Genomic DNA, 23,191 nt, shown 5'->3' with positions numbered 1-23,191 from the left:
GATTCCCTCCCTCAGCTCTGCTGTTGCTGTTGTTGCTGCTGCGACGTGGAAAGCTCCGGACCCTGCTCCGCGGCCACACCGTCCACAACGGACACATCGCCGAGTGCGGGACGGTCCAGTTCCTGTTCCGACGTCGAGGACCGCGACGCGAGCACCCAGGTGTCCTTCGATCCGCCGCCTTGGGACGAGTTCACCACAAGGCTGCCCTCGGGCAGCGCGACCCGGGTGAGCCCGCCGGGCAGCACGAAGATTTCCTTGCCGTCGTTGACCGCGAACGGCCGCAGGTCGACATGCCGCGGCGCGAGCCGATCGTCCACCTTGGACGGAACGGTGGACAGCTGCACCACCGGCTGCGCGATCCAGCCGCGCCGGTTCGCGCGCACCTTGCGGCGCAACGCGTCCAGCTCCTTTTTGGACGCGTCCGGCCCGAAGACGATGCCGTACCCGCCGGAACCCTCGACCGGTTTGATCACCAATTCGTCGGCGTGCTGCATGACGTAGTCGAACTCGTCGGGCAGCCAGCAGCGGAAAGTGTCCACATTGGGCAGAATCGGCTTCTCGTTCAGGTAGTACCGCACCATTTCCGGCACGTAGGTGTAGACGAGCTTGTCGTCGCCGACGCCATTGCCGACCGCGTTCGCCACCACCACGTTGCCCGCGCGGGCGGCGTTGAGGATGCCGGCGACGCCGAGCACGGAATCCGGCCGGTGGTGCACCGGGTCGAGAAATTCGTCGTCGATCCGCCGGTAGATGACGTCGACCTGGCGCTCGCCCTCGGTGGTGCGCAGGTAGACCACGTTGTCGCGGCAGAACATGTCGCGGCCCTCGACCAGCTCCACGCCCATCAGCCGGGCCAGCAGCGAATGCTCGAAGTAGGCCGAGTTGTAAACCCCCGGGGTGAGCACCACGACCATCGGGTCCGCGACGTTCGGCGCGGCCGCCGCTCGCAGCGCGCGAAGCAGATGTGACGCGTAGTCACCGACCGGACGGACCCGATGCCGTGCGAACAGGTCCGGGAACACCCGCGCCATCGTGCGCCGGTTCTCCATCACGTACGACACGCCGGACGGGTTGCGGAGATTGTCCTCCAGGACACGAAAGGTGCCCTCTTCGTCGCGGACGAGGTCCACTCCGGACACATGGATCCGCACCCCGTTCGGCGGTTTGATCCCGTACGCCTCGCGGTGGAAGTGCTCGCACGAGGTGATCAGCCTGCGCGGCAGCACGCCGTCGCGGAGGATCTGCCGGTCGCCGTAGACGTCGGCGAGGAACGCCTCCAGCGCGCGGACCCGCTGTGTCACGCCGCGTTCGAGCCGGGACCATTCGGTCGCCTGGATGACGCGGGGCACGAGGTCGAGCGGAAACGGCCGCTCCTGGCCCGACAGCGAGAACGTGATCCCCTGGTCCACCATCGCCCGATCGAGCGCCTGCGAGCGGTTGGTGAGGTCGCCGGCGTCGAGCGCCGCGATCGAGCCGTACAGCGCTCGGTAGGGGCCGCGGACCATGCCGTCGGGCGCGAACATCTCGTCGTACGCGCCGGCGTGCGGCCGCTCCGGGGCGAGGTAGCCGTCGAACTGCGCGCCGGGCCTGGCCGCGCGGCGGCCTTTCACCGTTCGCGCACGTCGTCCGGCTGGCGGCAGCCGGGGACCGGGGTTGCTGTTCATGGAGGACATCCTGACTTACCGAGCCGGACGGCCGTGACACCCGTCTTCCGGCCTGTCCTGTGCGAAACTTCCCCGTGACGCAGCAGTGCTGTGCATACCCGCTTACGAGTGGCAATATGCCAGCTCTCAGCCCTTGAGAACTACGAGGAGTGACGAAGTGGCCCGAGGACAGCAAATGAAGGCGCTCGCCCTTCTCCCCGCCTTCGCGCTCGTCGGCATGACGATGGCGTGCGGCGCGGGCGGAAACGGTTCCGGCGGCGATTCGGGAGCCAGCCAGGCGCCTGGCGGCAACGACAGCGCGCCGACCGCGCAGAAGGACGCGGCGCTGGCCGCGCTCGTGCCCGCGGACATCAAGGCCGACGGCAAGATCGTGATCGGGCAGGACCAGACCTACCCGCCGAACGAATTCGTCGACAACGGCAAGGCGACCGGCTTCGACGTCGACGTCGCCACCGCGGTCGGCCAGGTGCTCGGCGTGCAGACGGAGTTCCAGAACTCGGCGTTCGACGGCATCATTCCCGGTATTTCGGCGAAGAAGTACGAAATGGGCATCTCGTCGTTCACGATCAACGCCGAGCGGATGCAGACCGTCGACATGATCTCCTACTACAGCGCGGGCACCTCGCTCGCGGTGCTCAAGGGCAATCCGGACAAACTGTCGGTGGACGACCTGTGCGGTAAGAATGTCGCCGTGCAGAAGGGCACCACGCAGGTCGACGATCTCGGCAAGCGCAACACCGCGTGCACCAAGGCGGGCAAGCCGGCCATCAACATCACCCAGTTCCAGGCGCAGACCGACGTGAACCTGGCGCTGACCGCGAAGCGCGTGGAGGCCGAACTGGCAGACTCGCCGGTGATCGACTACGCGGTGAAGCAAACCGGCGGCCAGCTGGAGTCCTCGGGCGCGCCGTACGACACCGCGCCGTACGGGATCGTGCTGCCGAAGGGCAGCGGTGACTTCGGCAAGGCGGTGCAGGGCGCCGTGCAGAAGCTCATCGACAGCGGAACCTACAAGAAGATCCTCGACAAGTGGGGCTTGTCGGGTTCCGGTGCCATCACCAAGTCGGAGATCAACCCGTCCGCTTCCTGACGAAACTGAGGACTTAGGTACTCGTGTCCACTCCCCCCGGCCCCGCCGAATCCTGGCAGGAGGTCGACACCACCCCGATCAAGGCGGTCCCGGTCCGGCATTACGGACGCTGGATCGCCGGCGTGCTCATCGTGTTCGTCGCGTTCATCGTGATCCGCAGCGTGGTCACGAACTCCGCGTTGCAGTGGCCGGTCGTCGGTCAGTACCTCTTCGACAACCGGATCCTCAACGGCCTGCGGAACACGTTGCTGCTCACGGTGATCTCGATGGTCATCGGCATTGTCGGCGGCGTACTGCTCGCGGTGATGCGGCTGTCGCCGAACCTGCTGATGTCGGGCGCGGCGTCGATCTACGTCTGGCTGTTCCGCGGCACGCCGTTGATCACTCAGCTGGTGATCTGGAACTTCCTGGCGCTGGCGTATTCGAAGATCGGGATCGGCATTCCGTTCGGGCCGACCTTCATCAGCTGGGACACGAACACGCTGATCAACCAGTTCGTCGCCTCGTTGCTGGGCCTCGGCCTGAACGAGGCGGCGTACATGGCGGAAATCGTCCGCGGCGGCATCCAGTCTGTCGACAGCGGTCAGCTGGAGGCGTCGTCCGCACTGGGCATGAGCCGGGGCAAGACCTTGCGCCGGATCATCCTGCCGCAGGCGATGCGGGTGATCATCCCGCCCACCGGCAACGAGACTATTTCGATGTTGAAGACCACGTCGCTGGTGGTCGTCATCGGATACTTCGAGCTGTTCGTGTCGGCGCAGACGATTTACTCGCAGAACTACAAGACAGTTCCACTGCTGATCGTCGCGGCGACGTGGTACCTGTTCATGACGTCGGTGCTGACGGTCGTGCAGTATTACATCGAGCGGTACTTCGCCCGCGGCACTTCACGGGCGACCGCGCAGAAGAACAAGTGGGGAGCGCGAATGCTGGGCTACCGCTTCGGTCGCGGCGGCGGCGGAGGTGGGAGGGCGTGACTCCTGTCGTTTCCGCGCAGAAGGTGTGCAAGAGCTTCGGCTCCCTGGACGTGCTCAAGGGCATCGACCTGGAAGTGCACGACCGAGAGGTGCTCTGCCTGATCGGCCCGTCCGGTTCCGGCAAGTCCACCCTGCTGCGCTGTATCAACCACCTGGAGAAAATCGACGCGGGCAGGCTGTATGTCGACGGCGTGCTAGTCGGCTACCGCGAACGTGGTGGCCGGCTGCACGAGCTGCGAGACAAGGAAATCGCGGCTCAGCGCAAGAACATCGGCATGGTTTTCCAGCGGTTCAACCTGTTCCCGCACATGACGGCTCTGGAAAACGTCATGGAGGCCCCGGTCCAGGTCCGCAGGGAGCCGAAGGCGCAGGTCCGGGAACGCGCACTGGAACTGCTGGACCGGGTGGGCCTCGCCGACAAGGCGGGTGCTTACCCAGGACAGCTTTCCGGTGGTCAACAACAGCGCGTCGCCATCGCGCGAGCGCTGGCCATGCAACCGAAACTGATGCTCTTCGACGAGCCAACGTCCGCTTTGGACCCAGAGTTGGTGGGTGACGTCCTGGGCGTCATGCGCCAACTGGCCAAGGACGGCATGACGATGGTCGTGGTAACCCACGAAATGCAGTTCGCCCGCGAGGTGGCCGACAAGGTCTTCTTCATGGACGGCGGCGTTGTCGTGGAGTCTGGTTCACCGGATGAGGTCATCGGTGATCCGAAGCATGAACGGACTAAGGCGTTCTTGTCCCGGGTGCTGAACCCGAACGCCTGAGTTTGTGGGGCCGCCCGGAGATTCTCCGGGCGGCCTTTTACTTTCGCAGCTCATTCTCCAACTGCTGCAGCTTCTTCGCTATCTCCTGCGGCCCAGCCCCGGCCAGGCTGATCCATCCGGACTTGTCCACCCCGAACAGAATCCGCCCCTCCTCCATATCCGCCCACCCCGGCGGGTTCTCATTTCGCCGCCGCTTCCCGCGACTGTCCCGAACCGCGACGTACAGCCGCCCGAAATACGTATGCGGCTTATCGAGCCACTGCAGTACCTGCTTAGCGTCCCGAATACTCGGACTAGTCCGCCCGGACGGCTGACCGCCGCTCTTGACCAAACTCAGGTCCGCGTCAGAACAATTGAGCGAGAGCACCCGTGCGGCCGGAGCCTCCGGCAGCAACGCGATGAACTCACGAACCAACGTATCCGCCGAGCACGGCGCGATGTACAACTTCTGGTTCACCGCAACCACAGTCGCCGCGTCCCGGCCACTCGCCGCCGCGCGCACCGTCCGCTCCCCGTGCTCCGACTTGACCCAGGAGTAGTACTCGACCCCGGGCCGCTGCAGCAGATGCATCGTCGCGACGAACTCGTCGTCGAGGCGGCCACGCTGCATCAGCCCGACATTGTGCAGCTCGCGGTCGGTGTCAGCGGCCAACTGCCGCCGCTCTTCCGGTGAGTACCACAGCGCGCCGCGGACCAGCGTCGGATGGATGTCGCCGAGGTTCAGCCGCTCCAGCAGCACCTCGAAGGTCTGCAGGCTCAGCTCAACGGGCTTGCGCAGCACCGACTTTCCCTCCCCCTAGCCATTCCGCTAAGCCCCAATAACCGGCGGCGTAGGCCGATTGCCGTCGTAACCCCCGAAAATCGAGTCCGGGTCCTCTTCAGCGAGCAGGATCTTGCGCTGGTGCTCTTCGTCCTCGGGCCCTTTGCCGCCCTTGCCGCCGCCACCCATGCCGCCCATCCCGGGCTGACCCTTCGCTCCCGCCGAGCCGGCGCCACCACCCATGCCAGGCCGAGCCGCACCCTCGCCGAGCGCTCCCGCACCGGTGCCACCACCGACACCTCGGGGCCCGGCCCCGCCGGGGCTTCCTGCGCCACCGGATCCGGATCCGGCCCCGGACCCGCCTGGGCCGAACCCGCTGCTACCGCCGCTGTTGGGCCCGAAACCACCGCCGAACCCGGTTACCGGGCCGAAACCGCCGTTCAACCCGCCGGTCCCGGGGTTCCCGCCACCCGGTAATGAGGACGGCGGTTGCCAAGTCTGTGGCGGAGGTATCGTCGAGTCGGCCCAAGCCGCCCTGGTGCTGTCATTCGGCGGCGGCACGGGCGGAGCCACGGCCCCACCGTGCCCAGGGGGCGGAGGTGCCTGCATGCCAGCCGCCCCGGGCGGAGCGGAGTAGGTGCTCGGCCCATTGCTGTAGTTATGCGACGACCCACCGCCGGACGAATGGTGGCCGGCACCCGAGCCAACCCGCCCGCTAGTCCCAGGCGTCGGCTGATCCGGGGTGATGCCTGTCGAGGACACATTCGGATCGTGCGCGGCCGGATAGTCCATCGGCATCGTCTGGGTTCGAGGATCGGTGCTCAGCTGGTACTGGCCGTACGCTTCGACGTTCTTCTTGGTCTTGTCGTCGAACTCCGCGGCGGCGATCTCGTCGTCGCTCGCTCCGAGCGAAACGTAGTCCGTGAGCTTCTGATCGTCAGGCCTGCTTGCCGCGACTGGGACAACAGCGTTCTTCACGTAGTTGAACGCTGCCGACTGCTCCGCGATGGACTTCTGCATCGAGTCCATCTTTTCCGCGGCGAGGTGGGAAGTGGCGATCAACGGCGCGAGCCCGGCCTTGCCGGTTTCGGCTGCCTGCCCTTTCCAGAAGGAGTTGAGCGCTGTCTGGCTTTCGGTGAGCTTGTTAGCTACCTCGTTATGGATGGATTTGAGGTCGCCGCAGCCGCCGCCCATCGCGTCCAGGCCAGTCGTGTCGCCCGGGCTGTGGAGCTGGTTATAGATGTCATGACCGTTGAGCGCCACGTCACCCTGCCTTCAGCCGAGTGATCTCGGCGGCAGCCAGCTTCTCCGCCATCCCGCATGGGTCGGCGACCGCGGGGCTTCCCGACCGCAGCTGGGTGTTGACGGTGTAGGTGAGGTCGTCGCGTACTCCCACCGCCAGCGCGCACGATCCGGTCCCCTCGTCGCCCTTGCTGTAGACGACCGACGGATAACCCAATATCGGCGCGTGCGGTTTGAAAGTGGTCAGCCTGCCTGCTTGGTTCTCCAGGTAGAGGCTGTTGAGGCCACGCTTGTTGCCCGAGAAGAAGCCAGCGCTCACGTTGCCGCCGCTTCCGTCGAACGTCCACTGGCAGGATTTGCCGACGATCGATTGGGCGACCGAGCTGCTTTTGATCTTGCCGCCTGCCTTTTCCACCTCGGACGTCGGGAGGGCGGAGCAGGGATCCGCCTCGAACTGGGCGGTGTTGGTCAGCGGCACGGAAACCTTCGGGGCCAGCATGGCCTCTGCCGGCTGCGAACTGGCTGGAGCCGGTGTCGGTTGCCCTCCGGTCGAGCCGCCTCCGCAAGCCGTCAGCAGTGTCGCGCCCGCGCCGGCGAGTACGAGTTGGCAGACGCTACGAAATCGCATTCAGTCGACCTTTCGGGTTCCGCGCAGTGCGTCGATCGCGGCATGGTCCTGCTTCACGTACGCGGTTCGGATATCTTTCAGAGTTTGGACATAAGCATCCAAGTAATCGACCGTTCCGCGGAGAAATTCGTTGTACGCGGTGGTGGCGCGGTCGGCTGCCTTCGAGTACGCCGTCGTGACGGTGTCCGAACCCGGCTGGCCGAGCTGCGCGAACTGAAGCGCGATGGTCCGGGCCCTCGCGTACTCGTTGTCCAAGCTGTCCTCGAGCTGCTTGATCACCTTGTCCATCGCCTCCGGGTTGAATTCCCAGCCGCCGTTGGACGCGGCCGCCGAGAAGTCCGCTTTGGCCTGACCTGACCCAAGGGCTCCGAAGTTCGGCGGAGGCGGCGGTGGTGGAGGCGGCGGCGCGGCCGCGTTGGCCCCCGGCACAAACCCGGATCCGGGCGGCGGCGCGGTCGGGGCCGTCGAGATGATCTGGTTCTGGACGCCCTGCAGTCCGCTGTTCGTTCCGTCTGGCATGTCGTGCCTCCCCGCACGGGCCGCGGCTTCCTGGGTGCGGCCTACCCTCTGTTCTTGATCAGCTCCGGGAAGTGACCTTAGCAGGCACGAACCGCCCGTGAGGGACGTTCGGGCAAGATCGTCCGGGGCGGGCTCGCACGCTGTGAATCGATCACGTAGTCGTCCGCGCGCGCAAAGTGACCGAACCGCGGGACGAACACGCACTACTCCGCCCAGCCCCTTGCTCATCCGCCGTTGATCCGATTCCCTGAGGGCCGACGATCGTGGGGAGAAGGGGCTCGTGCCGACCGATACGACCTTGCCGCCGCTTGATCCGTTTGCCGGGGTTCCCGACAAGCGGTACGAGGTGAAGGCCGCGGACCTGCTCAAACCTGGCACCAGCGGCATCCTTCGCTGGCGTCGGCAGGCCACCAACGCGCCGATCGTGCAGGTCGAGGACGCCTACATCACCGGGACTCTCGACCTGCGCGCCGCCGACCTCAATTTTCTCTTTCAATTCGAACGCTGCCGGTTCGAGCATCCGCCGGACGTGCGCGAGGCGACACTTCTCGGGCTCGTTTTCCGGAAATGCTGGCTTCCCGGTCTCCGTGCCCGCAATTTGCGCAGCCGGAATGACCTGCGGTTGATTCGCAGTGTCGTGGAAATCGCGGCGGATCAATTCGAATTGGAGACCACCACCGTGCAGCGCGGCGACGATCGCGAGCGCGGGATGCCCAACGCGGCCGTCAACCTCACCGACGCGGTGATCGACGGGTCCGTGGTGCTCACCCGCACCACGATCAGCCATCCGCACGGGAAAGCCATCCAGGGCGACCGGCTGGTGATTACCGGTGCCCTGCTGGCGTATCGGATGGTCGCCAAGGGCGAGGTGCGGCTGCCGGGCATGCGGACCGGCGGTAACGTCAACTTTTCCGGGGCGACGTTCGACAACCCGGATGGCTTCGCGTTCAACGGGAACGGGTTGCACATCGGTGGCAGCCTGCTGTGCGAGGTCGACAACTACGGGCCGGCCAGTGAGCGGAAACGGTTCTCCGCCAACGGGGTTCTCTATCTCCCGAGCGCCACTGTGGACAGTGACATCGTCATGCGCGAGGCGCGGCTCCAGGTCAATCAGCGCGGGCCGATCGTCGTGGACGCCTGGAAATCCGGGGATCCCTACCTCGATCCGCGGCCGGCGTTGGTCGCGGATCGGCTGAAGGTGGACGGCAATCTCGAGCTGTCCGACGGGTTAAGGGCGTTCGGCACGCTTCGGATGGTCAACGCGCGCATCGGCGGGTCACTTAGGCTCGCGAGCGCGGAGATCACCATGGTGCGCGGCCGTGCGACGCCGTACTACGACCGCGCGCTGCACCTCGACGGGTCCACGATCGGCGGCGACATAGAGGCGACGAACCTCCGGGTGCCGATCGGGCAGTTGAGGCTCGCGGACGTCACCGTCGGGGGCAACTTTCTCGCCTGGAACTCGATGTTCCTCCATCCAGGGCGAGACGTGTTTTCCGCCCGCAGAGCCAAAATCTCCGGGAACTTCCAGCTGACCGATGCCACCCTGCAGGGCACGCTGAGGCTGCAAGGCGCGGAAATCGGCGGCAGCGTGAACATGTTCGGCACGCTGCTCACCGAGCCGGGGCAACGGAAATCGAGCAGTTTCTCCCTCGACATCCGGACCGCGCGGATCGGGCGCGACGTCGTCCTCACCGAGGACAAGGACCGTCCGTTCCTGGCCGAGGGCGGCGTGAACCTCGACGGCGCGCAGATCGCGCGGCGGCTCGACATGAACGGCGCGAAGCTGGGATCGCTTGCCCCGCACGACATCGCGCTCGACGCCAGTGACGTCACGGCGGACGAGTTCATCCTGTCTCCCGCCGAGCCGCCGACTGGTTCGGTCCGCCTGCGCCGGGCGCATTGCGGTGCGCTGGCCGACAACGAGGAGATCTGGAAGGCCACCGACGGCCTCGAACTCGAAGACTTCCGTTACGACGCACTGAAACACGGCATCGCGCTCGACGACGACAACGCGCTCGACCACCGGATCGACCTGCTCCGCAAGGCAATGCGCGGCTACCGTCCGGGACCATACGACCAACTAGCCGCCACCCTGCGCGCAGCGGGAAACGAAGAGCACGCCTCAACGGTCGCCCTGAGAAAGCAGCAGTTCCGCTACGAAGCACTCGCCAAGGGCTTCAAGTTCTTCGGCCCCGGCGTCCGGCTATGGAGCTGGCTGCAACGGTCGATGGTCGGCTACGGCTTCCGCCCGGTGCGCGCGCTCGGCTGGCTGCTCACACTGCTGGTGCTCGGCAGCCTGTGGTTCGGCCTCGGCAAGGACGACTGCGTCAACGACCACACCGGCCGCTACATGACCAGCGGACCGCGCTGCCTCGTCAACCAGCAAGACTCCGGGCTGCAGTGGAATCCGGTCATCTACACCGCCGACCTGCTGGTGCCGATCGTCGACTTCGGCAACAAGTCGCGCTGGTACATGCACGGCGCGGACAACTGGGTGGCGGCCGGGTTCACCGCGTCCGGGTGGATCCTCGCGACCACGGTCGCGGCGGGCGTCAGCCGGATGCTGCGCCGGGAGTCCTGATCTGTGTTGTTGGAGCCGGCGCCAAAGACACAGTCCACCGGGGTCAAGGACCGTTCGGTGACCAACCGCGGCAACATCGCGGAAACGCTCGCGCAGATCAAGAGCGCCGTCGAGTAGGGCTCATTCCACGAACCGCGACCAGAACTCCACGACCCGGACGTCCGCCGGTTCCTCCCCCAACGGCTCCCCGCCGAACTCGTGTCGCAGGTAGCTGCGCAGGTCCCAGCCGTAATAGACCACATCGGTCTGATACACCGACAGCACCGGATACCCGGATTCCCCGGGCGTCGCGGGCAGATACCGATGCCCGCACACCGGCACCAGCTGCGGCACCGCCGCCAGATGCCGTCGCGCGACCGCGAGCGCGTTGCACATCGACCGCGGCCGGTCGCCCCATTCGGGCAGCCACAGGTCGTTGTTCTCCACGTCGTACAGGACGCCGTCGACCGGCCAGTCGAGGCGTTTGCGCAGCTGATCCGGGTCGCCGTGGCGCCAATCCGGCCAGCGGTCGCCGACCGGGACGCCCGCGGTGAGGAAAACCCGGTGGTCGTCGGAAAACGTGAAGCCGAACTGGTTCTCGACGTCGCTCAGTTCGGCGGGGGTGAGGCCAGGCCGCAAGGGCTCGCCGAGATTCTGCTGCAGGATGCGGGCCTCCTCCACGGTGAAGGCTTCGGCCGGCTGAACTTGTGCCATGCCCGAAGCGTACGTAGCGCCCCGCCGCGTCCGCGCGTCCTTTTTTGCCTGAATGGGCTCCCTCGCCGGGGTGAGGTTCTTCTCTCCGGCCGTGGTTGACGGAACACCGCGTGACCGGATGTAGTTCACTCCTCCCGTGACTTCCTCTCCGCAAGCCAGGCAAGCCCGCGTGCGCGCGCCCGAGCTGACCGGCGACGTCTGGCTCAACACCGGCGGCCGCCGGCTCACCCTGGCGCAACTGCGCGGACGCGTGGTGCTGCTGGACTTCTGGACCAGCGGCTGCGTCAACTGCCTGCACGTACTGGACGAACTGCGTCCGCTGGAACAGGAATTCGCGGATGTGCTGGTCACGGTGGGGGTGCACTCGCCGAAGTTCAGCCGTGAGGGCGAACGCACGTCCATCGAGGCCGCGGTGCGCCGGTACGAGGTGCACCATCCGGTGGTCAACGACCCGAAGATGGAGCTGTGGTCGCAGTACGCCGTGCGGGCCTGGCCGACGCTGGTCGTCGTGGACCCGGAGGGCTACGTGGTGCACGTCGCGGCCGGTGAGGGGCACGGCGAGGCGTTACGCCGCGTGATCGCCGACCTCGTCGCCAAGCACGACGCGAAGGGCACGCTCCGGCGCGGCGGCAGCCCGTACGTGCCGGTCGAGGAACAGCGCACCGAACTGCGTTTCCCCAGCAAGGCCGTCGTCACCGCGGGCGGCCGGATTCTGGTGGCGGACACCGGACATCACTCGATCGTCGAGTTCGCTTCCGACGGCGAGACAGTCATCCGCCGCTTCGGCAGCGGTGCCCGGGGCACGTTGGACGGGCCGTTCGACGTGGCCGAGTTCGTCGAGCCGTCCGGAATCGCCTTGCTGCCCAACGAGGTCGCCGAGCGCGCCGGGTACCACGCGATCGTCGCGGACACCGCCGGCCACCGGCTGCGCGGCCTCGACCTCAACACCGGCGAGGTGAAAACCGTTGCCGGAACCGGGAAACAGTGGCGCGACGGCACCGACACCGGCAAGGCGCTGGACATCGACCTCACCAGCCCGTGGGACGTCGCGTGGTGGGCCCCCGCGGGCGGCGTCGTCGTCGCGATGGCCGGAAACCACACGCTGAGCGTCTTCGACCCGGTCTCGGGCAGCATCCGCCGGTTCGCCGGCACCACCGTCGAGGGCCTGCGCGACGGTGACGTGCACGAGGCGTTCCTCGCCCAGCCGTCCGGATTCGCCGTGGACGGGCAGAAACTGTGGTTCGTCGACGCGGAAACCTCGGCACTGCGCTGGATCGAACCGGCGGACGAGTCGTTCGCCGTGCACACCGCGGTCGGCACCGACCTGTTCACCTTCGGCCACGCCGACGGCCCGTCCGACCAGGCGCTGCTGCAGCATCCGCTCGGCCTCGCCGTGCTGTCCGACGGCCGGGTCGCGATCGCCGACACCTACAACGGCGCGATCCGCCGCTACGACCCGTTCACCCGCGACGTCACGACGCTCGCGACCGGGTTCGCCGAACCGCAGGGCCTGGTGCGCCACGACGGCGAGCTGTACGTCGTGGAGTCGGCGGGCAACCGGGTTACCCCGCTCGGGGGCAATGGCCAGGCGACCGCGGTCGCGGGCACTCGCCAAGCCGTGCGGCGTCCGCCGACCGTGCTCGCGCCCGGCGAGGTCGAGTTTTCCGTCGTCTTCACCCCGCCGCCGGGCGAGAAGCTCGACGAGCGCTACGGGCCGTCGACGCGGCTGGAGATCACCGCGTCGCCGCCGGAACTGCTCGCCGACGGGGCCGGAATCGGAACTGATCTCGTTCGGCGGATCAAGTTCGCCGAGGGCTCGACCGAAGGTGTGTTGCAGGTAGTGGCGCAGGCCGCGAGCTGCGATGACGGCGGCGAGCACCCGGCGTGCCGGATCACCCGGCAGGACTGGGGCGTCCCGGTGCGTTTCGAGAGCGGAGGAGGGAAGGCGCTGAGCCTGATGATGGCGGGCGAGCCCAAGGCCCCGGCAACCGGTCAGTAGCATGGCTGGCGTGCCGGACACGCCGAAGCTCGAGATCCAGATGCTGCACGACCGCGTCCTCGTGCGGTTGTCGCAGGAGGAAGGCGAGCGCCGCAGCAGCGGCGGCATCGTGATTCCCGCCACCGCGCAAGTCGCGCGCAGGCTGGTTTGGGGTGATGTACTGGGTGTCGGCAACAGCGTGCGGAACGTCAAGCAGGGCGACCGGGTGCTCTTCAATCCGGAGGACCAGCTCGAGGTCGAGATCCAGGGCGAAGGCCACCTGGTGATGCGCGAACGCGACATCCACGCGGTGGCCACGGAGCGGACCGAACACGGCACGGGGCTGTACCTGTAGCTCCCGTACCAGGGGAGGCAGGCGTTGCGTGAAGAAGACCGTTCGTCGGCTTTCGCCGACGACCTGCTGAGCGACGAGCTGCTGAACGACCCCGCCCTGGTCGGCGAACCCGATCTGGCCACGGAGATCTTCGCGGTGGCCGACGCGCCCCCACCGCCGAACACCCGCTTCCGCCGGTTCCGCAAACGCGTCGGCCGCACGTTCATGATCGTCGGCTGTCTGCTCGGACTGTTCGTGCTGGCCTACACGATCGACCTGATGACCAGCGCCGGCGACGTGCCGCGCGGCGTGCAGGTGGCCGGCATCGACGTCGGCGACCTGTCCTACGCCGAGGCCGAAGCCAAGCTCCACACCGAACTCCAGCCCCGGCTGACCCGTCCGGTGGCGATCCACGCCGGTGACGTCACCGGGACCCTCGTGCCCGCGGATTCCGGGCTCGGCCTCGATTGGCCGGGCACGCTCGCCCAGGCCGGGCACCAGCCGTGGAGTCCGGTCACGCGGTTGCTGTCGTTCTTCACCACCCGCGAGGTGGGCGTCGTGACGCGCAGTGACCAGCTCGAGGTGACCGACGCGGTACAGCAGCTTGCCGGGAAACAGCTCAACCATCCGCTGGTCGAGGGCAGCATCGGGTTCACGCCGAAGGAGTCGAACGGCGTCACCGCCTATGCGGTCGAGCCGCGGCAGGGCCAGGAACTGACCGACGTCCCGGCCGCGGTGCAAACCGTGGTGGCGGACTGGCTTTCCCCGCGCGGCGTCACGCTGAAGATGGCCGTGACTCCGGCCCAAACCACCTCCGCCGATGTGCACCGGCTGCTGGACACCGTGGTCGCGCCCGCGGTCGCCGCGCCCGTTGTGCTGCACGGACAGGGAAAGGACAGCACGCTGCAGCCGTCGGCGATCGCGTCGTCGTTCCAGTTCCAGCCGAACGGGGGCGGCGGTCTCGAACTGCGGATCGATCAGGAGAAACTGCGCGCGGCCGTCCAGCCGGACCTGGCGTCCACCGAGGCGAACAGCAAGGACGCGCAGATCAGCCTCGATTCCGGCGCACCGGCCGTCACACCGTCTGAGGACGGGCGAAAGATCAACTGGGCCAACACTTTCAAGTCCCTCACCGACGTGCTCACCAAGCCGACCGGCCGCGATCTGCCGGTCGCCTACGACCAGAAGCACCCGACGCTGACCACCGACGGCGCGAACGCGCTGGGCGTCAAGGAGGTCATCGGCGAGTACACGACCGGCGGGCTCAGCGGCCCGGCCGCGGCGAACGTCGCCACGCTCGCCGGACGCGTCAACGGCGTCCTCGTGAAGCCGGGAGAATCGTTCAGCCTCAACGACTATCGCGGCGGCGGTTACGCGTCCGCGCCGGTCGACGAGGACGGCACCGGCCCGGCGGTGTCCGGCGGCGGCCTGTCGCAGCTTTCGTCCACTTTGTACAACGCGGCTTACCTGGCCGGCCTCGGCGACGGCGGCCACGCGGCGCACGACCACTTCATCAACCGCTACCCGGCGGGCCGCGACGCGGTGGCAGTGGACAGTTCCGGCAACGCCGTGGACCTCAAGCTGGCCAACAACGATCCGACCGGATTCGCGATCCAGGCGAGCGTCAGCGGCGGTTCAGTGACGGTGAAGATCTGGGGTACCAAACACTTCCGCGTCGAAGGCCGCAGCGGCGCGCCGTCGAATCAATTGCCGCCGACGGTGCAGCTCGGCCCCGGTCCGGACGGCCAGTGTCACGCTTCGCCGGGCGCGTCCGGGTTCACCGTCAGCGACACCCGGGTGTTCTACGACTTGGCCAGCGGCGGCGAGGTCCGCGAGGAAAGCCGCAGCACGACGTACTCGCCGCAGCCGATCGTCATTTGCTGAGCCGCGCCGGGGCTTTCGACCGCCACGACTCGGTGAGCAGCTCCCGCAGCTGCTGCGGATCGACCCGGTCGAGGTGCACGAGGATCGAGCCGTGGCCGTCGTAGTGCGGCGTGGTGAAGAAGGCCGGATCGCCTGAGGCGAGCAGCGCGGCCTTCTCATCAAGGCCGACGAACAGCACCAGACCGCCTTCGGCCTCGGTGCGCAGTCGCGCGTAGCCCTTGCCCGCCACCTTCAGCGCGGGTGTCCGGTACCAGGTCGACACCTCGGTCTCGGCCAGCTCCGCCTGCGCCCACGCGGTCACGTCGTCCCAGGTCATCGTCATGCCGACCATCGTCCCCCGCCGACCCGCCTGTGTCTTGGACAAACGAGAGCCCAAAAGCCGTGAGGGGAACCCTGAGGGAATCAGAGTCCCTCAGGGTTCCCCTCACGGACTTCGCTTACGGAGTCGCGGTGATCCGGTCCGCAGGCGGCGGAGCGATGCCCGGGTGCGCACCGAGGTAAGCGATGAACGCGTCCAGATCCACCGGCCCACCAGCCAGGTCGGTGCCCTTGGTGAACTCGGTGAACCCATCCCCGCCAGCGGCGAGGAAGTTGTTCACCGACACCCGGTACTTGGCCGCCGGGTCGACCGCCGTGCCGTTGATCGTGAGGTTCGAAACCCGCGAGCCGACCGGAGCGGCCGCCGAATACGTGTAGTGCAGCGACTTCGAGATCTGCAGGATCTTGGTGCCGCCGGACTGGCCCCACTGCTGTTCCAGCACGTTCTTCAGGTTCGTGCCGGTGAGCGTGATCGTCTGCATGATGTTCGAGAACGGCTGCACGGTGAACGCCTCGCCGTAGGTGACGACGCCGTCGCCTTCCCCTGCCGACGACGACTTGTACGTCAGGTCGGCGCGGATGCCGCCCGGGTTCGTCATCGCGATCACGGCGTTGTTCGACTTGGTCGCTTCGAGCTGGGCGTCGGCGATCACGTCGCCGAGCGGCGATTCGCCGGAAGCCGCACCCGCTGCGGGCAGGTCCGCGGTGATGGTGCCGACCTGCTTGTTCGCGATCGGCGCGGCCTTCGTCTTGGCCTCGTCGACGAGCTTCGTCACGGCCGGGTCCGGCGTGACGTCGCGGGTGACGATCTCGTTGTGCGCCTTGGTCTGCGACCGGACGACGTCGCGCGTGCGGCGGTCGATCTTCAGGTCCACGACCGACAGCAGCCTGCCGAACGACGCGCCTTGGATCACCGGTCGCGGCTGGCCCGCCGGGTCGTTGACGACGCAGTTGTACTGCTGGTGGCTGTGCGCGGTGAAGATCGCGTCGACCTTCGGCGTCACGTTCTTCGCGATGGTCGCGGCGTCGCCGTCCGGCTGGACCTTGCAATCGTTCGGACCGGCGCCGGGCAGCGCCTCGTCGCCCTGGTGCAGCAGCACGACCTGGGCCTTCACGCCGAGCCGGTCGAGGATGTTCGCGGTGCGGTTGATCGCCTCGACCTCGTCGCCGAACTTGAGGCCCTTGATGGCTTCCGGCGTCACCACCGACGGGAGGTCCTTGAGCGTCGCGCCGATGACGCCGACCGGAACGCCGCCGGAGTACTGGATGCTGAACGGCAGCAGCGCGGGCAGTCCGTTGTCGAAGTACACATTGGACTCGAGCAGCGGGAAACGCGCGCCCTCGTAGCTCTTGCGGAACTGGCAGCCGTCGGTCTTGTTGCAGCCGCCGAACTGCATGCGCAGCAGTTCCCGGTAGCCCTCGTCGAACTCGTGGTTGCCCACCACGGACGCCTTCACGCCGATTTCGTTGAGGAAGTCCATAGTCGGTTCGTCGTGGAACAACGCGGAGATGACCGGCGACGCGCCGATGTTGTCGCCCGAGGACAGCACCATCGAATCGCGCACCTGCGATTCGAGTTGCTTGACGTGCGTCGCGAGGTAGGCCGCGCCGCCCGCGTCCACCTTGGTCCCGTCCGGGAGCGTGATCCGGCCGCCCGATCCGGACGGCGGTTCGAGGTTCCCGTGCAGGTCGTTGAACGCGATGATCCGGACGTCCGCGGTCTGTGCGGCCTCGGCGGGCGCGCTCGTGCCGGCCACGGTGGCCAGTGCGGCCGCGGCGGTCGCCGCGAGCCGGGTGAAGAGCTTCATGTTTCCTCCGGTGTTCGCGCCCGCTTGACCCCTGATGCGGACGCCCGGCGAAGCAGTTTGCCCAAATCGGACGGTCCTGACCAGGGCGGAACGGCCGGAGCCGGATGAAAGTTTCGGTAACGTTCGCCCGCGCCGCGCCGATCTGTGCGTTGGGTGCCGAGGGGGACAAAATGGAACTGCAGCTCGTCGTGCTCGTGCTTGGCGTGGTCCTGTTGCTGATCGTCGGCACCGTCTTCGCGGCCTGGCGTTCGGAACGCGCGGATCGGGACGACGAACCGCCTTCGCGCGAGCGCTGACCGATCGGTCGGCGAGCACTCGGCCATCTGGCCGATCTGTGGTCCAGACCCTCGGGCTCTTCGACCGAAGTGTCCGCGCCGGAAGATCAATAGCGTTCTTGGCATGACGAACGCACAGGTCACCGCCCTGCAGTACGGGTTCATCGGGTTCCTCGCCGTATGGGCGACGATCCTGATCCCGCAGCTCGTACTCCAGTTCGCGCGCCATGGCCGGCTGCGGTTGCGCGGCCTGGTGACCACCGCGGCGGTCGTGTTCTACGCGTGCATGGCGCTGGCGGTCGTCTTCCTGCCGCTGCCCGGCCCGAACAGCCGCCGGCTGGAGCAGACCGTGCAGCTGCAGCCGTTCCAGTGGATCGCGGACATCCACACCGAGCTGGTGAAACACGGGCTCTCGGCGGCGGACTGGTTCACCACGCAGACCTTCCAGCAGGCCGCGATGAACGTGCTGTTGTTCGTCCCGCTCGGTTTCTTCGCCCGGGTGCTGTGGCGGCGCGGTCTGGTGGGCGCGTTGGCGATCGGTTTCGCGGCCTCACTGGCCGTCGAGATCACCCAGCTCACGGCGAACTTCGGGACCGCGCCGTTCGTCTACCGCATCTTCGACGTCGACGACCTCATGACCAACACCTTCGGCGCCGGATTCGGCTGGCTGGCCGGGGCGCTGCTGCTCGCTCTCCGGCCGATCTCTTCAACCCTCCGCGTGGAGCCTGCCCGGAGCGAGCGGATCGACCTCGCCAAGACGCGCTAACCGGGCACGTCTCGCGATCGCGGCTTGGCGCGCCGCGCGGCGGTCTTCCAGGATCACGATCAGCGAAGCTATGGCGATGATCAGTGCTACCAGGCCGAGCACTAGCCACAGTTGCATGTGCTCTCCTCATCGACGCCGTTGTGCGAGAGATCACACAGGCTACCGATCCGGGCGCCGCGTTGGCTACCCCGCGTTCGAAGGTCGTGCGGAGAACCAGTCCCGGTCAGCGGTGACCCAGCGGCCGAACCTCAGCCCGGCCTGCGCGAGCGCGGGTTCGAGGGGGAAGCTTTCGCAGGTGAAGGACTGTTTCCAGGTCCGGTCGCCGAGGGAGTAGCGGACGGTGGCGGAGAGCCGGTCGCCATCCCGGCGGACGTCTTCGAGGGCGATGCGCACCTCGCCCAGCCGTCCGCCCGAGCCATCGGAGACCTGGTCGAACCATTCGGGCGGATGCCATTCGGCCAACAGCTGTCCGCCAGGAGCCAGCTGCCGCCGCGCCGCGACGAGCAGCGCCTGCCGGTCCGGCCCGTTGACCAGATGGCTGCCCAGCACGACGACCGGGAACCGCCGGTCCAGCCGAAGCTCGTCGATCCGCGCGCAGACGGTCTCGGCGCCTCGGACGTGCGCGAGCATCTCCGCCGATTCATCCACCGCGACCACCGGATGTCCCAGCGCGAGCAGCGGATGCGTCACCCGCCCGGCCCCGCAGCCGAGTTCGAGCACCGCGGCACCCGCCGGAATCGCACCGTGAATCACCTCCGGCTCAGCAGCGGCGGGCAGCTCCAGATAGAGGTCGACCGGGCAGCCGTCAGGCGTCGCGCTCATGTCGCCCAGCGTGCCGGAAACTGGACCCATGCCCGCGAAACCCACCAAGGCCGAACAGCTCGCCGCGCACGGGGCCACCATTCCGGACGTCCTGGCCCCCAACCTGAACGTGCTGTTCTGCGGCATCAACCCCGGCCTCTACTCCGGCGCGCTCGGCCTGCACTTCGCCCGCCCCGGCAACCGTTTCTGGCCCGCTCTCCACGCCAGCGGTTTCACCCCTCGTCTGCTGGACCCGAGCGAACAGGACCAGCTCCTCGACCTGGGCCTCGGCATCACCAACGTCGTAGCCCGGACCACCGCCCGCGCCGACGAGCTGACTGACGACGAACTCCGCGAAGGCGGCGAAATCCTGACCAAGAAGGTCCGGAAGTACCGCCCGCGCTGGCTGGCAGTGGTGGGGATCACCGCCTACCGCGTCGCGTTCGGCGATCGGCGTGCCGCCGTCGGGCCGCAAGAACGGACAATCGGGACAACCAAGGTCTGGCTTCTGCCCAACCCCAGCGGTTTGAACGCCCACTGGACCCCGAAAACCCTCGCCGAGGAGTTCGGCCGGCTGCGCGCACAGGCGGTCATCGGAGATTCACCCGAGCAGTTAAACCCTCAGTAGAGCTAACCCACCTGGGCGGACCCTCGCTGCGCCGTTAGCCCGCATCTCCAGACCTCTTTTCTACTCAGAGTTTGCTGCGACCACCCGTTACGGCCATGAGGGGGAAACCGCGTCACAAGCTGCTCTCGGCGGAGTCGAACCAGGGACAAGGTGTCGTTCCCGGCCGGTTCCGGCAGGGGGGACCGGCGGGCACGCCGAGGGGGCGTGCCGGTCACCGGGAGCGACCTCGAGGACGGAGGCCCGAGATGCGTGGCATCGAGCCCCACCGAACGCCCATGTCGGCCGGTCAACCAGCCGGCGGTCGAAGCCTGGGAGTCGCAGTGGTCGACCCCATCCCGATTTTCCGCGAGGGCATCGCGGCGATGGTGCACCGCACGCTGGGCCTGCACTGGTCCGGCCAGGCGGCGAGCCACCACGCGGCGATGCAGTTGTGCGAACAGGTCCGCCCGGACGTCGTGATCCTCGACTCCGCGCTCGACCCCAACTGCCATCTCGCGAAGCTGCTCAACGCGGGCGACCCGGCACTCGTGCTGGTCACCCTGGTGCGCGACACCAACCGCACCCAGCAGTACCTCGCCGCGGCCATCGGCGCGGGTGCGCACGCCATCGTGCCGCGTGCGGTCGATTCCCGGCGGCTCGCCGAGGCGGTCCGGCGCGCGCACCACGACCGGCGCTACATCGACCCGGCGCTGTCCGCGCTCACCGCGCGGCCCAAGCGCGAACCGTCGCCGAGAGCCGCTCCGGTCGACGGGCACCTCGTGCAGCCCAAGGGCGCCATGCCGCTTTCCCGGCGCGAGTACCAGGTTCTGCAGCTCGTCGCCGAAGGCCTGGAGAACTCCGGGATCGCGAAACTGCTTTTCCTGTCCGTGGAAACCGTGCGGACCCACGTGAAGAGCATTCTCCGCAAGCTCTCCGCCCGCGACCGCACACACGCGGTCACCATCGCCTTCCGCAGCGGCATCCTCGTCCCCCAGCTCGACGACAGCGCCGGTCCCCCGGCCGTGCAGGAGGCCGTGGCGCGCAGCACCCGGTGAGGTCGATCCCTGGTCGACCCGTCATTCCGAGCGAATTGCCACCCCTGGAAGGGCGGATTCGCTTGCTCTGGTTACTGGTAGGTAATATCCTGATGTTACCGGCGAGTAAGGGAACCAGTGCCCGGCCGGAAAGCCGAACACGACACGGAGTGACGACATGGGCCACTACAAGAGCAACGTCCGAGACCTGGAGTTCAACCTCTTCGAGGTACTCGGCGTGCAGGAACGGCTCGGCAAGGGCGTGCTCGCCGAATCGGACGAGGAGACCGCCCGCGGCGTCTTGTCCGAGCTGAACAAGCTCGCCACCGGCCCGCTCGCCGAGTCCTACGCCGACGCGGACCGCAACCCGCCGGTGTATGACCCCAAGACGTTCAGCGTGACGATCCCCGAGTCGTTCAAGAAGAGCTACAAGGCGCTCGTGGACGGCGAATGGTGGCGTCTCGGCCTCACCAACGACCTGGGCGGCTTCGGCCTGCCCCCGACGGTGCAGTGGGCCGCGGCCGAGCTGATCCTCGGCGCGAACGCCCCGCTGTTCATGTACCTGGCGGGCCCGAACTTCGCCATGATCGTGGACAAGAACGGCACCGAAGAGCAGAAGCACTGGGCTCAGCTGATGATCGACCGCGGCTGGGGAGCGACCATGGTGCTCACCGAGCCGGACGCCGGTTCGGACGTCGGCGCGGGCCGCACGAAGGCGGTCAAACAGGAGGACGGCTCCTGGCACATCGACGGCGTGAAGCGGTTCATCACCTCGGCCGAGAACGACATGGTCGAGAACATCATGCACCTGGTGCTGGCCCGTCCCGAGGGTCCCGGCATCGAGACCAAGCCGGGCACCAAGGGCCTGTCGCTGTTCCTGGTCCCGAAGTTCCACTTCGATTCCAAGACCGGTGACCTCGGAGAGCGCAACGGCGCCTACGTCACCAACATCGAGCACAAGATGGGCATCAAGGTGTCCACCACGTGCGAGCTGACCTTCGGCCAGCACGGCACCCCGGCCAAGGGCTGGCTGCTCGGCGAGGTGCACGACGGCATCGCGCAGATGTTCCAGGTCATCGAGTACGCCCGGATGATGGTCGGCACCAAGGCGATCGCCACGCTGTCCACGGGTTACCTGAACGCGCTGGAGTACGCCAAGGAGCGCGTGCAGGGCGCTGACCTGCCGAACATGCTGAACAAGGCCGCGCCGCGCGTCACGATCACGCACCACCCCGACGTGCGTCGTTCGCTGATGCTGCAGAAGGCGTACGCCGAGGGCCTGCGCGCGATCTACCTGTATACCGCGTCGTTCCAGGACCAGCTGTGGACCGGAGAGGGCGACGAAGCCGCCCTGAAGCTGGCGCACAGCGTCAACGACCTGCTGCTGCCGATCGTCAAGGGCGTCGGTTCCGAGCGCGCCACCGAACAGCTCGTGCAGTCCCTGCAGACGCTCGGCGGTTCCGGCTTCCTGCAGGACTACCCGATCGAGCAGTACATCCGCGACGCGAAGATCGACTCGCTGTACGAGGGCACCACGGCCATCCAGTCGCTGGACTTCTTCTTCCGGAAGATCGTCCGCGACAAGGGCCAGGCGCTCGCGTTCGTGGCAGGCGAGATCACCAAGTTCATCGAGTCCGAGGCGGGCAACGGCCGGCTCAAGAACGAGCGCGCGCTGCTCAAGCAGGCGCTCGAGGACACCCAGGGCATGCTGGGCTCGCTGATCGGCTACCTGACCTCGTCGCAGGAAGACCCGCAGAACATCAACAAGGTCGGCCAGCACACCGTGCGGCTGCTGATGTCGGTCGGCGACCTGCTGGTCGGCTGGAAGCTGCTGCAGGGCGCCGAGGTCGCGCTGGCCAAGCTCGACAACGGCGCGTCGGCCAAGGACAAGCCGTTCTACGAGGGCAAGCTGGCGGTGGCGTCGTTCTTCGCGAAGAGCGTGCTGCCGGAGCTGACCTCGCGCCGCGCCATCGTGGAGGCCGCGGACAACGCGCTGATGGAGATCGACGAAGCCGCGTTCTGATTCGCACTCGCCGGAAAAATGCCCCGCTCCGCACCCGGACCGGGGCATTTTTCGTGCTTCCAGTGGCGGCGGCCCCATCCGGGCGGTAAGCCGGGTTTGGCGCCCCGGGTTCCGGGTTAAACCGGTCGGGCCCGGTCCTATCGGCAGAAGGAGCTACGCCATGGCGGTTTCCGGCATCATCAGCGCGGTCGTGATCGGCCTGATTCTCGGCCTGGTCGGCAAGTTGGTCGCACCCGGCAAACAATCGATTCCGATCTGGCTGACGATCCTGGTGGGCATCGTCGCCGCGTTCGTCGGCACCGCGATCGCGCGCGGGCTCGGCTACGCGGATACCAAGGGCATCGACTGGCTGGAGATCATCACCCAGGTCGTGCTCGCCGCGATCGGCGTGACGCTTGCCGCCAGCCTGTGGGGCAAGCGGCAGGTCAAGAGCTAG

22 protein-coding genes are annotated in these 23,191 nt (G+C 67.4%); 13 read left to right on the top strand and 9 right to left on the bottom strand.

Going from position 1 to position 23,191, the window contains the following annotated elements:
- Window positions 1-11: 11 nt before the first annotated feature.
- Window positions 12-1,673 carry a circularly permuted type 2 ATP-grasp protein gene (locus ACZ7SW_RS01895; RefSeq protein WP_470228542.1) on the bottom strand — a complete coding sequence of 554 codons (1,662 nt, stop codon included), beginning with the start codon at window positions 1,671-1,673 and terminating at the stop codon, window positions 12-14.
- 166 nt (window positions 1,674-1,839) lie between these two features.
- On the opposite strand from ACZ7SW_RS01895, the gene ACZ7SW_RS01890 reads away from it, so the two are divergent.
- The 3 genes from ACZ7SW_RS01890 to ACZ7SW_RS01880 are packed head-to-tail and all read left to right on the top strand — an operon-like array spanning window position 1,840 to window position 4,501.
- Complete coding sequence (locus ACZ7SW_RS01890) at window positions 1,840-2,754, top strand: ABC transporter substrate-binding protein (RefSeq protein WP_470228541.1); 915 nt, start codon at window positions 1,840-1,842, stop codon at window positions 2,752-2,754.
- A gap of 23 nt (window positions 2,755-2,777) precedes the next feature.
- Window positions 2,778-3,731 carry an amino acid ABC transporter permease gene (locus ACZ7SW_RS01885; protein WP_470228540.1) on the top strand — a complete coding sequence of 318 codons (954 nt, stop codon included), beginning with the start codon at window positions 2,778-2,780 and terminating at the stop codon, window positions 3,729-3,731.
- Entirely contained in the window at window positions 3,728-4,501 is a 774-nt protein-coding gene (locus ACZ7SW_RS01880) for an amino acid ABC transporter ATP-binding protein (protein ID WP_470228539.1), read from the top strand. The genes ACZ7SW_RS01885 and ACZ7SW_RS01880 overlap by 4 nt, the downstream gene beginning before the upstream one ends.
- A 37-nt stretch (window positions 4,502-4,538) precedes the next feature.
- Here the strand turns inward: ACZ7SW_RS01880 and ACZ7SW_RS01875 are convergent, their stop codons facing one another.
- Genes ACZ7SW_RS01875 through ACZ7SW_RS01860 form a run of 4 tightly spaced genes read right to left on the bottom strand, consistent with a single transcriptional unit; the run spans window position 4,539 to window position 7,650 of the window.
- Window positions 4,539-5,282: an ESX secretion-associated protein EspG gene (locus ACZ7SW_RS01875; RefSeq protein WP_470228538.1), complete on the bottom strand. Its 744-nt coding sequence runs from the start codon at window positions 5,280-5,282 to the stop codon at window positions 4,539-4,541.
- A gap of 27 nt (window positions 5,283-5,309) precedes the next feature.
- A complete protein-coding gene (locus ACZ7SW_RS01870) occupies window positions 5,310-6,524 on the bottom strand; it encodes a hypothetical protein (protein ID WP_470228537.1) in 1,215 nt (404 codons plus the stop codon).
- 1 nt (window position 6,525) lies between these two features.
- Window positions 6,526-7,131 carry a DUF3558 domain-containing protein gene (locus ACZ7SW_RS01865; protein ID WP_470228536.1) on the bottom strand — a complete coding sequence of 202 codons (606 nt, stop codon included), beginning with the start codon at window positions 7,129-7,131 and terminating at the stop codon, window positions 6,526-6,528.
- Complete coding sequence (locus ACZ7SW_RS01860) at window positions 7,132-7,650, bottom strand: hypothetical protein (protein WP_470228535.1); 519 nt, start codon at window positions 7,648-7,650, stop codon at window positions 7,132-7,134. It abuts the gene before it with no gap.
- Window positions 7,651-7,930: 280 nt separating this feature from the next.
- On the opposite strand from ACZ7SW_RS01860, the gene ACZ7SW_RS01855 reads away from it, so the two are divergent.
- Window positions 7,931-10,234, top strand: a complete 2,304-nt coding sequence (locus ACZ7SW_RS01855; protein ID WP_470228534.1) for an oxidoreductase — start codon at window positions 7,931-7,933, stop codon at window positions 10,232-10,234.
- Between the two features lie 120 nt (window positions 10,235-10,354).
- Here ACZ7SW_RS01855 and ACZ7SW_RS01850 read toward each other — a convergent pair whose 3' ends face one another.
- Window positions 10,355-10,927 (bottom strand): hypothetical protein, encoded by a 573-nt coding sequence (locus ACZ7SW_RS01850; RefSeq protein WP_470228533.1) that lies wholly within the window; start codon window positions 10,925-10,927, stop codon window positions 10,355-10,357.
- Window positions 10,928-11,096: 169 nt separating this feature from the next.
- Between ACZ7SW_RS01850 and ACZ7SW_RS01845 the strand changes: the two genes are divergently transcribed.
- From ACZ7SW_RS01845 to ACZ7SW_RS01835, 3 genes are read left to right on the top strand one after another with little or no spacing between them, the layout of a single operon-like run.
- Window positions 11,097-12,926, top strand: a complete 1,830-nt coding sequence (locus ACZ7SW_RS01845; protein WP_470229224.1) for a thioredoxin-like domain-containing protein — start codon at window positions 11,097-11,099, stop codon at window positions 12,924-12,926.
- Window position 12,927: 1 nt separating this feature from the next.
- The gene (locus ACZ7SW_RS01840) at window positions 12,928-13,260 is read left to right on the top strand and encodes a GroES family chaperonin (protein WP_037808959.1); all 333 of its coding nucleotides are present in this window, start codon (window positions 12,928-12,930) and stop codon (window positions 13,258-13,260) included.
- A 24-nt stretch (window positions 13,261-13,284) separates the two neighbouring features.
- Window positions 13,285-15,123, top strand: coding sequence for a VanW family protein (locus ACZ7SW_RS01835; RefSeq protein ID WP_470228532.1), 1,839 nt, complete (start codon window positions 13,285-13,287; stop codon window positions 15,121-15,123).
- Here ACZ7SW_RS01835 and ACZ7SW_RS01830 read toward each other — a convergent pair.
- The gene (locus tag ACZ7SW_RS01830) at window positions 15,113-15,454 is read right to left on the bottom strand and encodes an MmcQ/YjbR family DNA-binding protein (RefSeq protein WP_470228531.1); all 342 of its coding nucleotides are present in this window, start codon (window positions 15,452-15,454) and stop codon (window positions 15,113-15,115) included. The two genes, ACZ7SW_RS01835 and ACZ7SW_RS01830, sit on opposite strands and share 11 nt — an antisense overlap.
- Window positions 15,455-15,560: 106 nt before the next feature.
- Window positions 15,561-17,249: a bifunctional metallophosphatase/5'-nucleotidase gene (locus ACZ7SW_RS01825; protein ID WP_470228530.1), complete on the bottom strand. Its 1,689-nt coding sequence runs from the start codon at window positions 17,247-17,249 to the stop codon at window positions 15,561-15,563.
- 104 nt (window positions 17,250-17,353) lie between these two features.
- On the opposite strand from ACZ7SW_RS01825, the gene ACZ7SW_RS01820 reads away from it, so the two are divergent.
- Window positions 17,354-17,545 carry a hypothetical protein gene (locus ACZ7SW_RS01820; protein WP_470228529.1) on the top strand — a complete coding sequence of 64 codons (192 nt, stop codon included), beginning with the start codon at window positions 17,354-17,356 and terminating at the stop codon, window positions 17,543-17,545.
- A gap of 103 nt (window positions 17,546-17,648) precedes the next feature.
- Window positions 17,649-18,290 carry a VanZ family protein gene (locus ACZ7SW_RS01815; protein ID WP_470228528.1) on the top strand — a complete coding sequence of 214 codons (642 nt, stop codon included), beginning with the start codon at window positions 17,649-17,651 and terminating at the stop codon, window positions 18,288-18,290.
- 183 nt (window positions 18,291-18,473) lie between these two features.
- Here the strand turns inward: ACZ7SW_RS01815 and ACZ7SW_RS01810 are convergent, their stop codons facing one another.
- Entirely contained in the window at window positions 18,474-19,112 is a 639-nt protein-coding gene (locus ACZ7SW_RS01810) for a class I SAM-dependent methyltransferase (protein WP_470228527.1), read from the bottom strand.
- A gap of 28 nt (window positions 19,113-19,140) precedes the next feature.
- Here ACZ7SW_RS01810 and mug point away from each other — a divergent pair, with 28 nt between their 5' ends.
- From mug to ACZ7SW_RS01790, 4 genes are all read left to right on the top strand, one after another.
- On the top strand, window positions 19,141-19,719 hold the full coding sequence (gene mug, locus ACZ7SW_RS01805) for a G/U mismatch-specific DNA glycosylase (protein WP_470228526.1): 579 nt from the start codon (window positions 19,141-19,143) through the stop codon (window positions 19,717-19,719).
- Between the two features lie 245 nt (window positions 19,720-19,964).
- Window positions 19,965-20,753, top strand: a complete 789-nt coding sequence (locus ACZ7SW_RS01800) for a response regulator transcription factor (protein WP_344287626.1) — start codon at window positions 19,965-19,967, stop codon at window positions 20,751-20,753.
- A 157-nt stretch (window positions 20,754-20,910) separates the two neighbouring features.
- A complete protein-coding gene (locus ACZ7SW_RS01795) occupies window positions 20,911-22,755 on the top strand; it encodes an acyl-CoA dehydrogenase (protein WP_470228525.1) in 1,845 nt (614 codons plus the stop codon).
- A gap of 160 nt (window positions 22,756-22,915) precedes the next feature.
- Entirely contained in the window at window positions 22,916-23,191 is a 276-nt protein-coding gene (locus tag ACZ7SW_RS01790) for a GlsB/YeaQ/YmgE family stress response membrane protein (RefSeq protein ID WP_470228524.1), read from the top strand.

The sequence above is a fragment of the Amycolatopsis sp. NPDC114484 genome (assembly GCF_055633755.1).
This window is presented reverse-complemented; position numbering and strand designations above follow the sequence as displayed.

Bases quoted from the DNA above. Each gene is read 5' to 3' on its own strand.
- ACZ7SW_RS01895 (WP_470228542.1), bottom strand. From the start codon at position 1,673: ATGTCCTCCATGAACAGCAACCCCGGTCCCCGGCTGCCGCCAGCCGGA.
- ACZ7SW_RS01890 (WP_470228541.1), top strand. From the start codon at position 1,840: ATGAAGGCGCTCGCCCTTCTCCCCGCCTTCGCGCTCGTCGGCATGACG.
- ACZ7SW_RS01865 (WP_470228536.1), bottom strand. From the start codon at position 7,131: ATGCGATTTCGTAGCGTCTGCCAACTCGTACTCGCCGGCGCGGGCGCG.
- ACZ7SW_RS01860 (WP_470228535.1), bottom strand. From the start codon at position 7,650: ATGCCAGACGGAACGAACAGCGGACTGCAGGGCGTCCAGAACCAGATC.
- ACZ7SW_RS01850 (WP_470228533.1), bottom strand. From the start codon at position 10,927: ATGGCACAAGTTCAGCCGGCCGAAGCCTTCACCGTGGAGGAGGCCCGC.
- ACZ7SW_RS01840 (WP_037808959.1), top strand. From the start codon at position 12,928: ATGGCTGGCGTGCCGGACACGCCGAAGCTCGAGATCCAGATGCTGCAC.
- ACZ7SW_RS01830 (WP_470228531.1), bottom strand. From the start codon at position 15,454: ATGGTCGGCATGACGATGACCTGGGACGACGTGACCGCGTGGGCGCAG.
- ACZ7SW_RS01825 (WP_470228530.1), bottom strand. From the start codon at position 17,249: ATGAAGCTCTTCACCCGGCTCGCGGCGACCGCCGCGGCCGCACTGGCC.
- ACZ7SW_RS01820 (WP_470228529.1), top strand. From the start codon at position 17,354: ATGAAAGTTTCGGTAACGTTCGCCCGCGCCGCGCCGATCTGTGCGTTG.
- ACZ7SW_RS01815 (WP_470228528.1), top strand. From the start codon at position 17,649: ATGACGAACGCACAGGTCACCGCCCTGCAGTACGGGTTCATCGGGTTC.
- ACZ7SW_RS01810 (WP_470228527.1), bottom strand. From the start codon at position 19,112: ATGAGCGCGACGCCTGACGGCTGCCCGGTCGACCTCTATCTGGAGCTG.
- mug (WP_470228526.1), top strand. From the start codon at position 19,141: ATGCCCGCGAAACCCACCAAGGCCGAACAGCTCGCCGCGCACGGGGCC.
- ACZ7SW_RS01800 (WP_344287626.1), top strand. From the start codon at position 19,965: ATGCGTGGCATCGAGCCCCACCGAACGCCCATGTCGGCCGGTCAACCA.
- ACZ7SW_RS01795 (WP_470228525.1), top strand. From the start codon at position 20,911: ATGGGCCACTACAAGAGCAACGTCCGAGACCTGGAGTTCAACCTCTTC.
- ACZ7SW_RS01790 (WP_470228524.1), top strand. From the start codon at position 22,916: ATGGCGGTTTCCGGCATCATCAGCGCGGTCGTGATCGGCCTGATTCTC.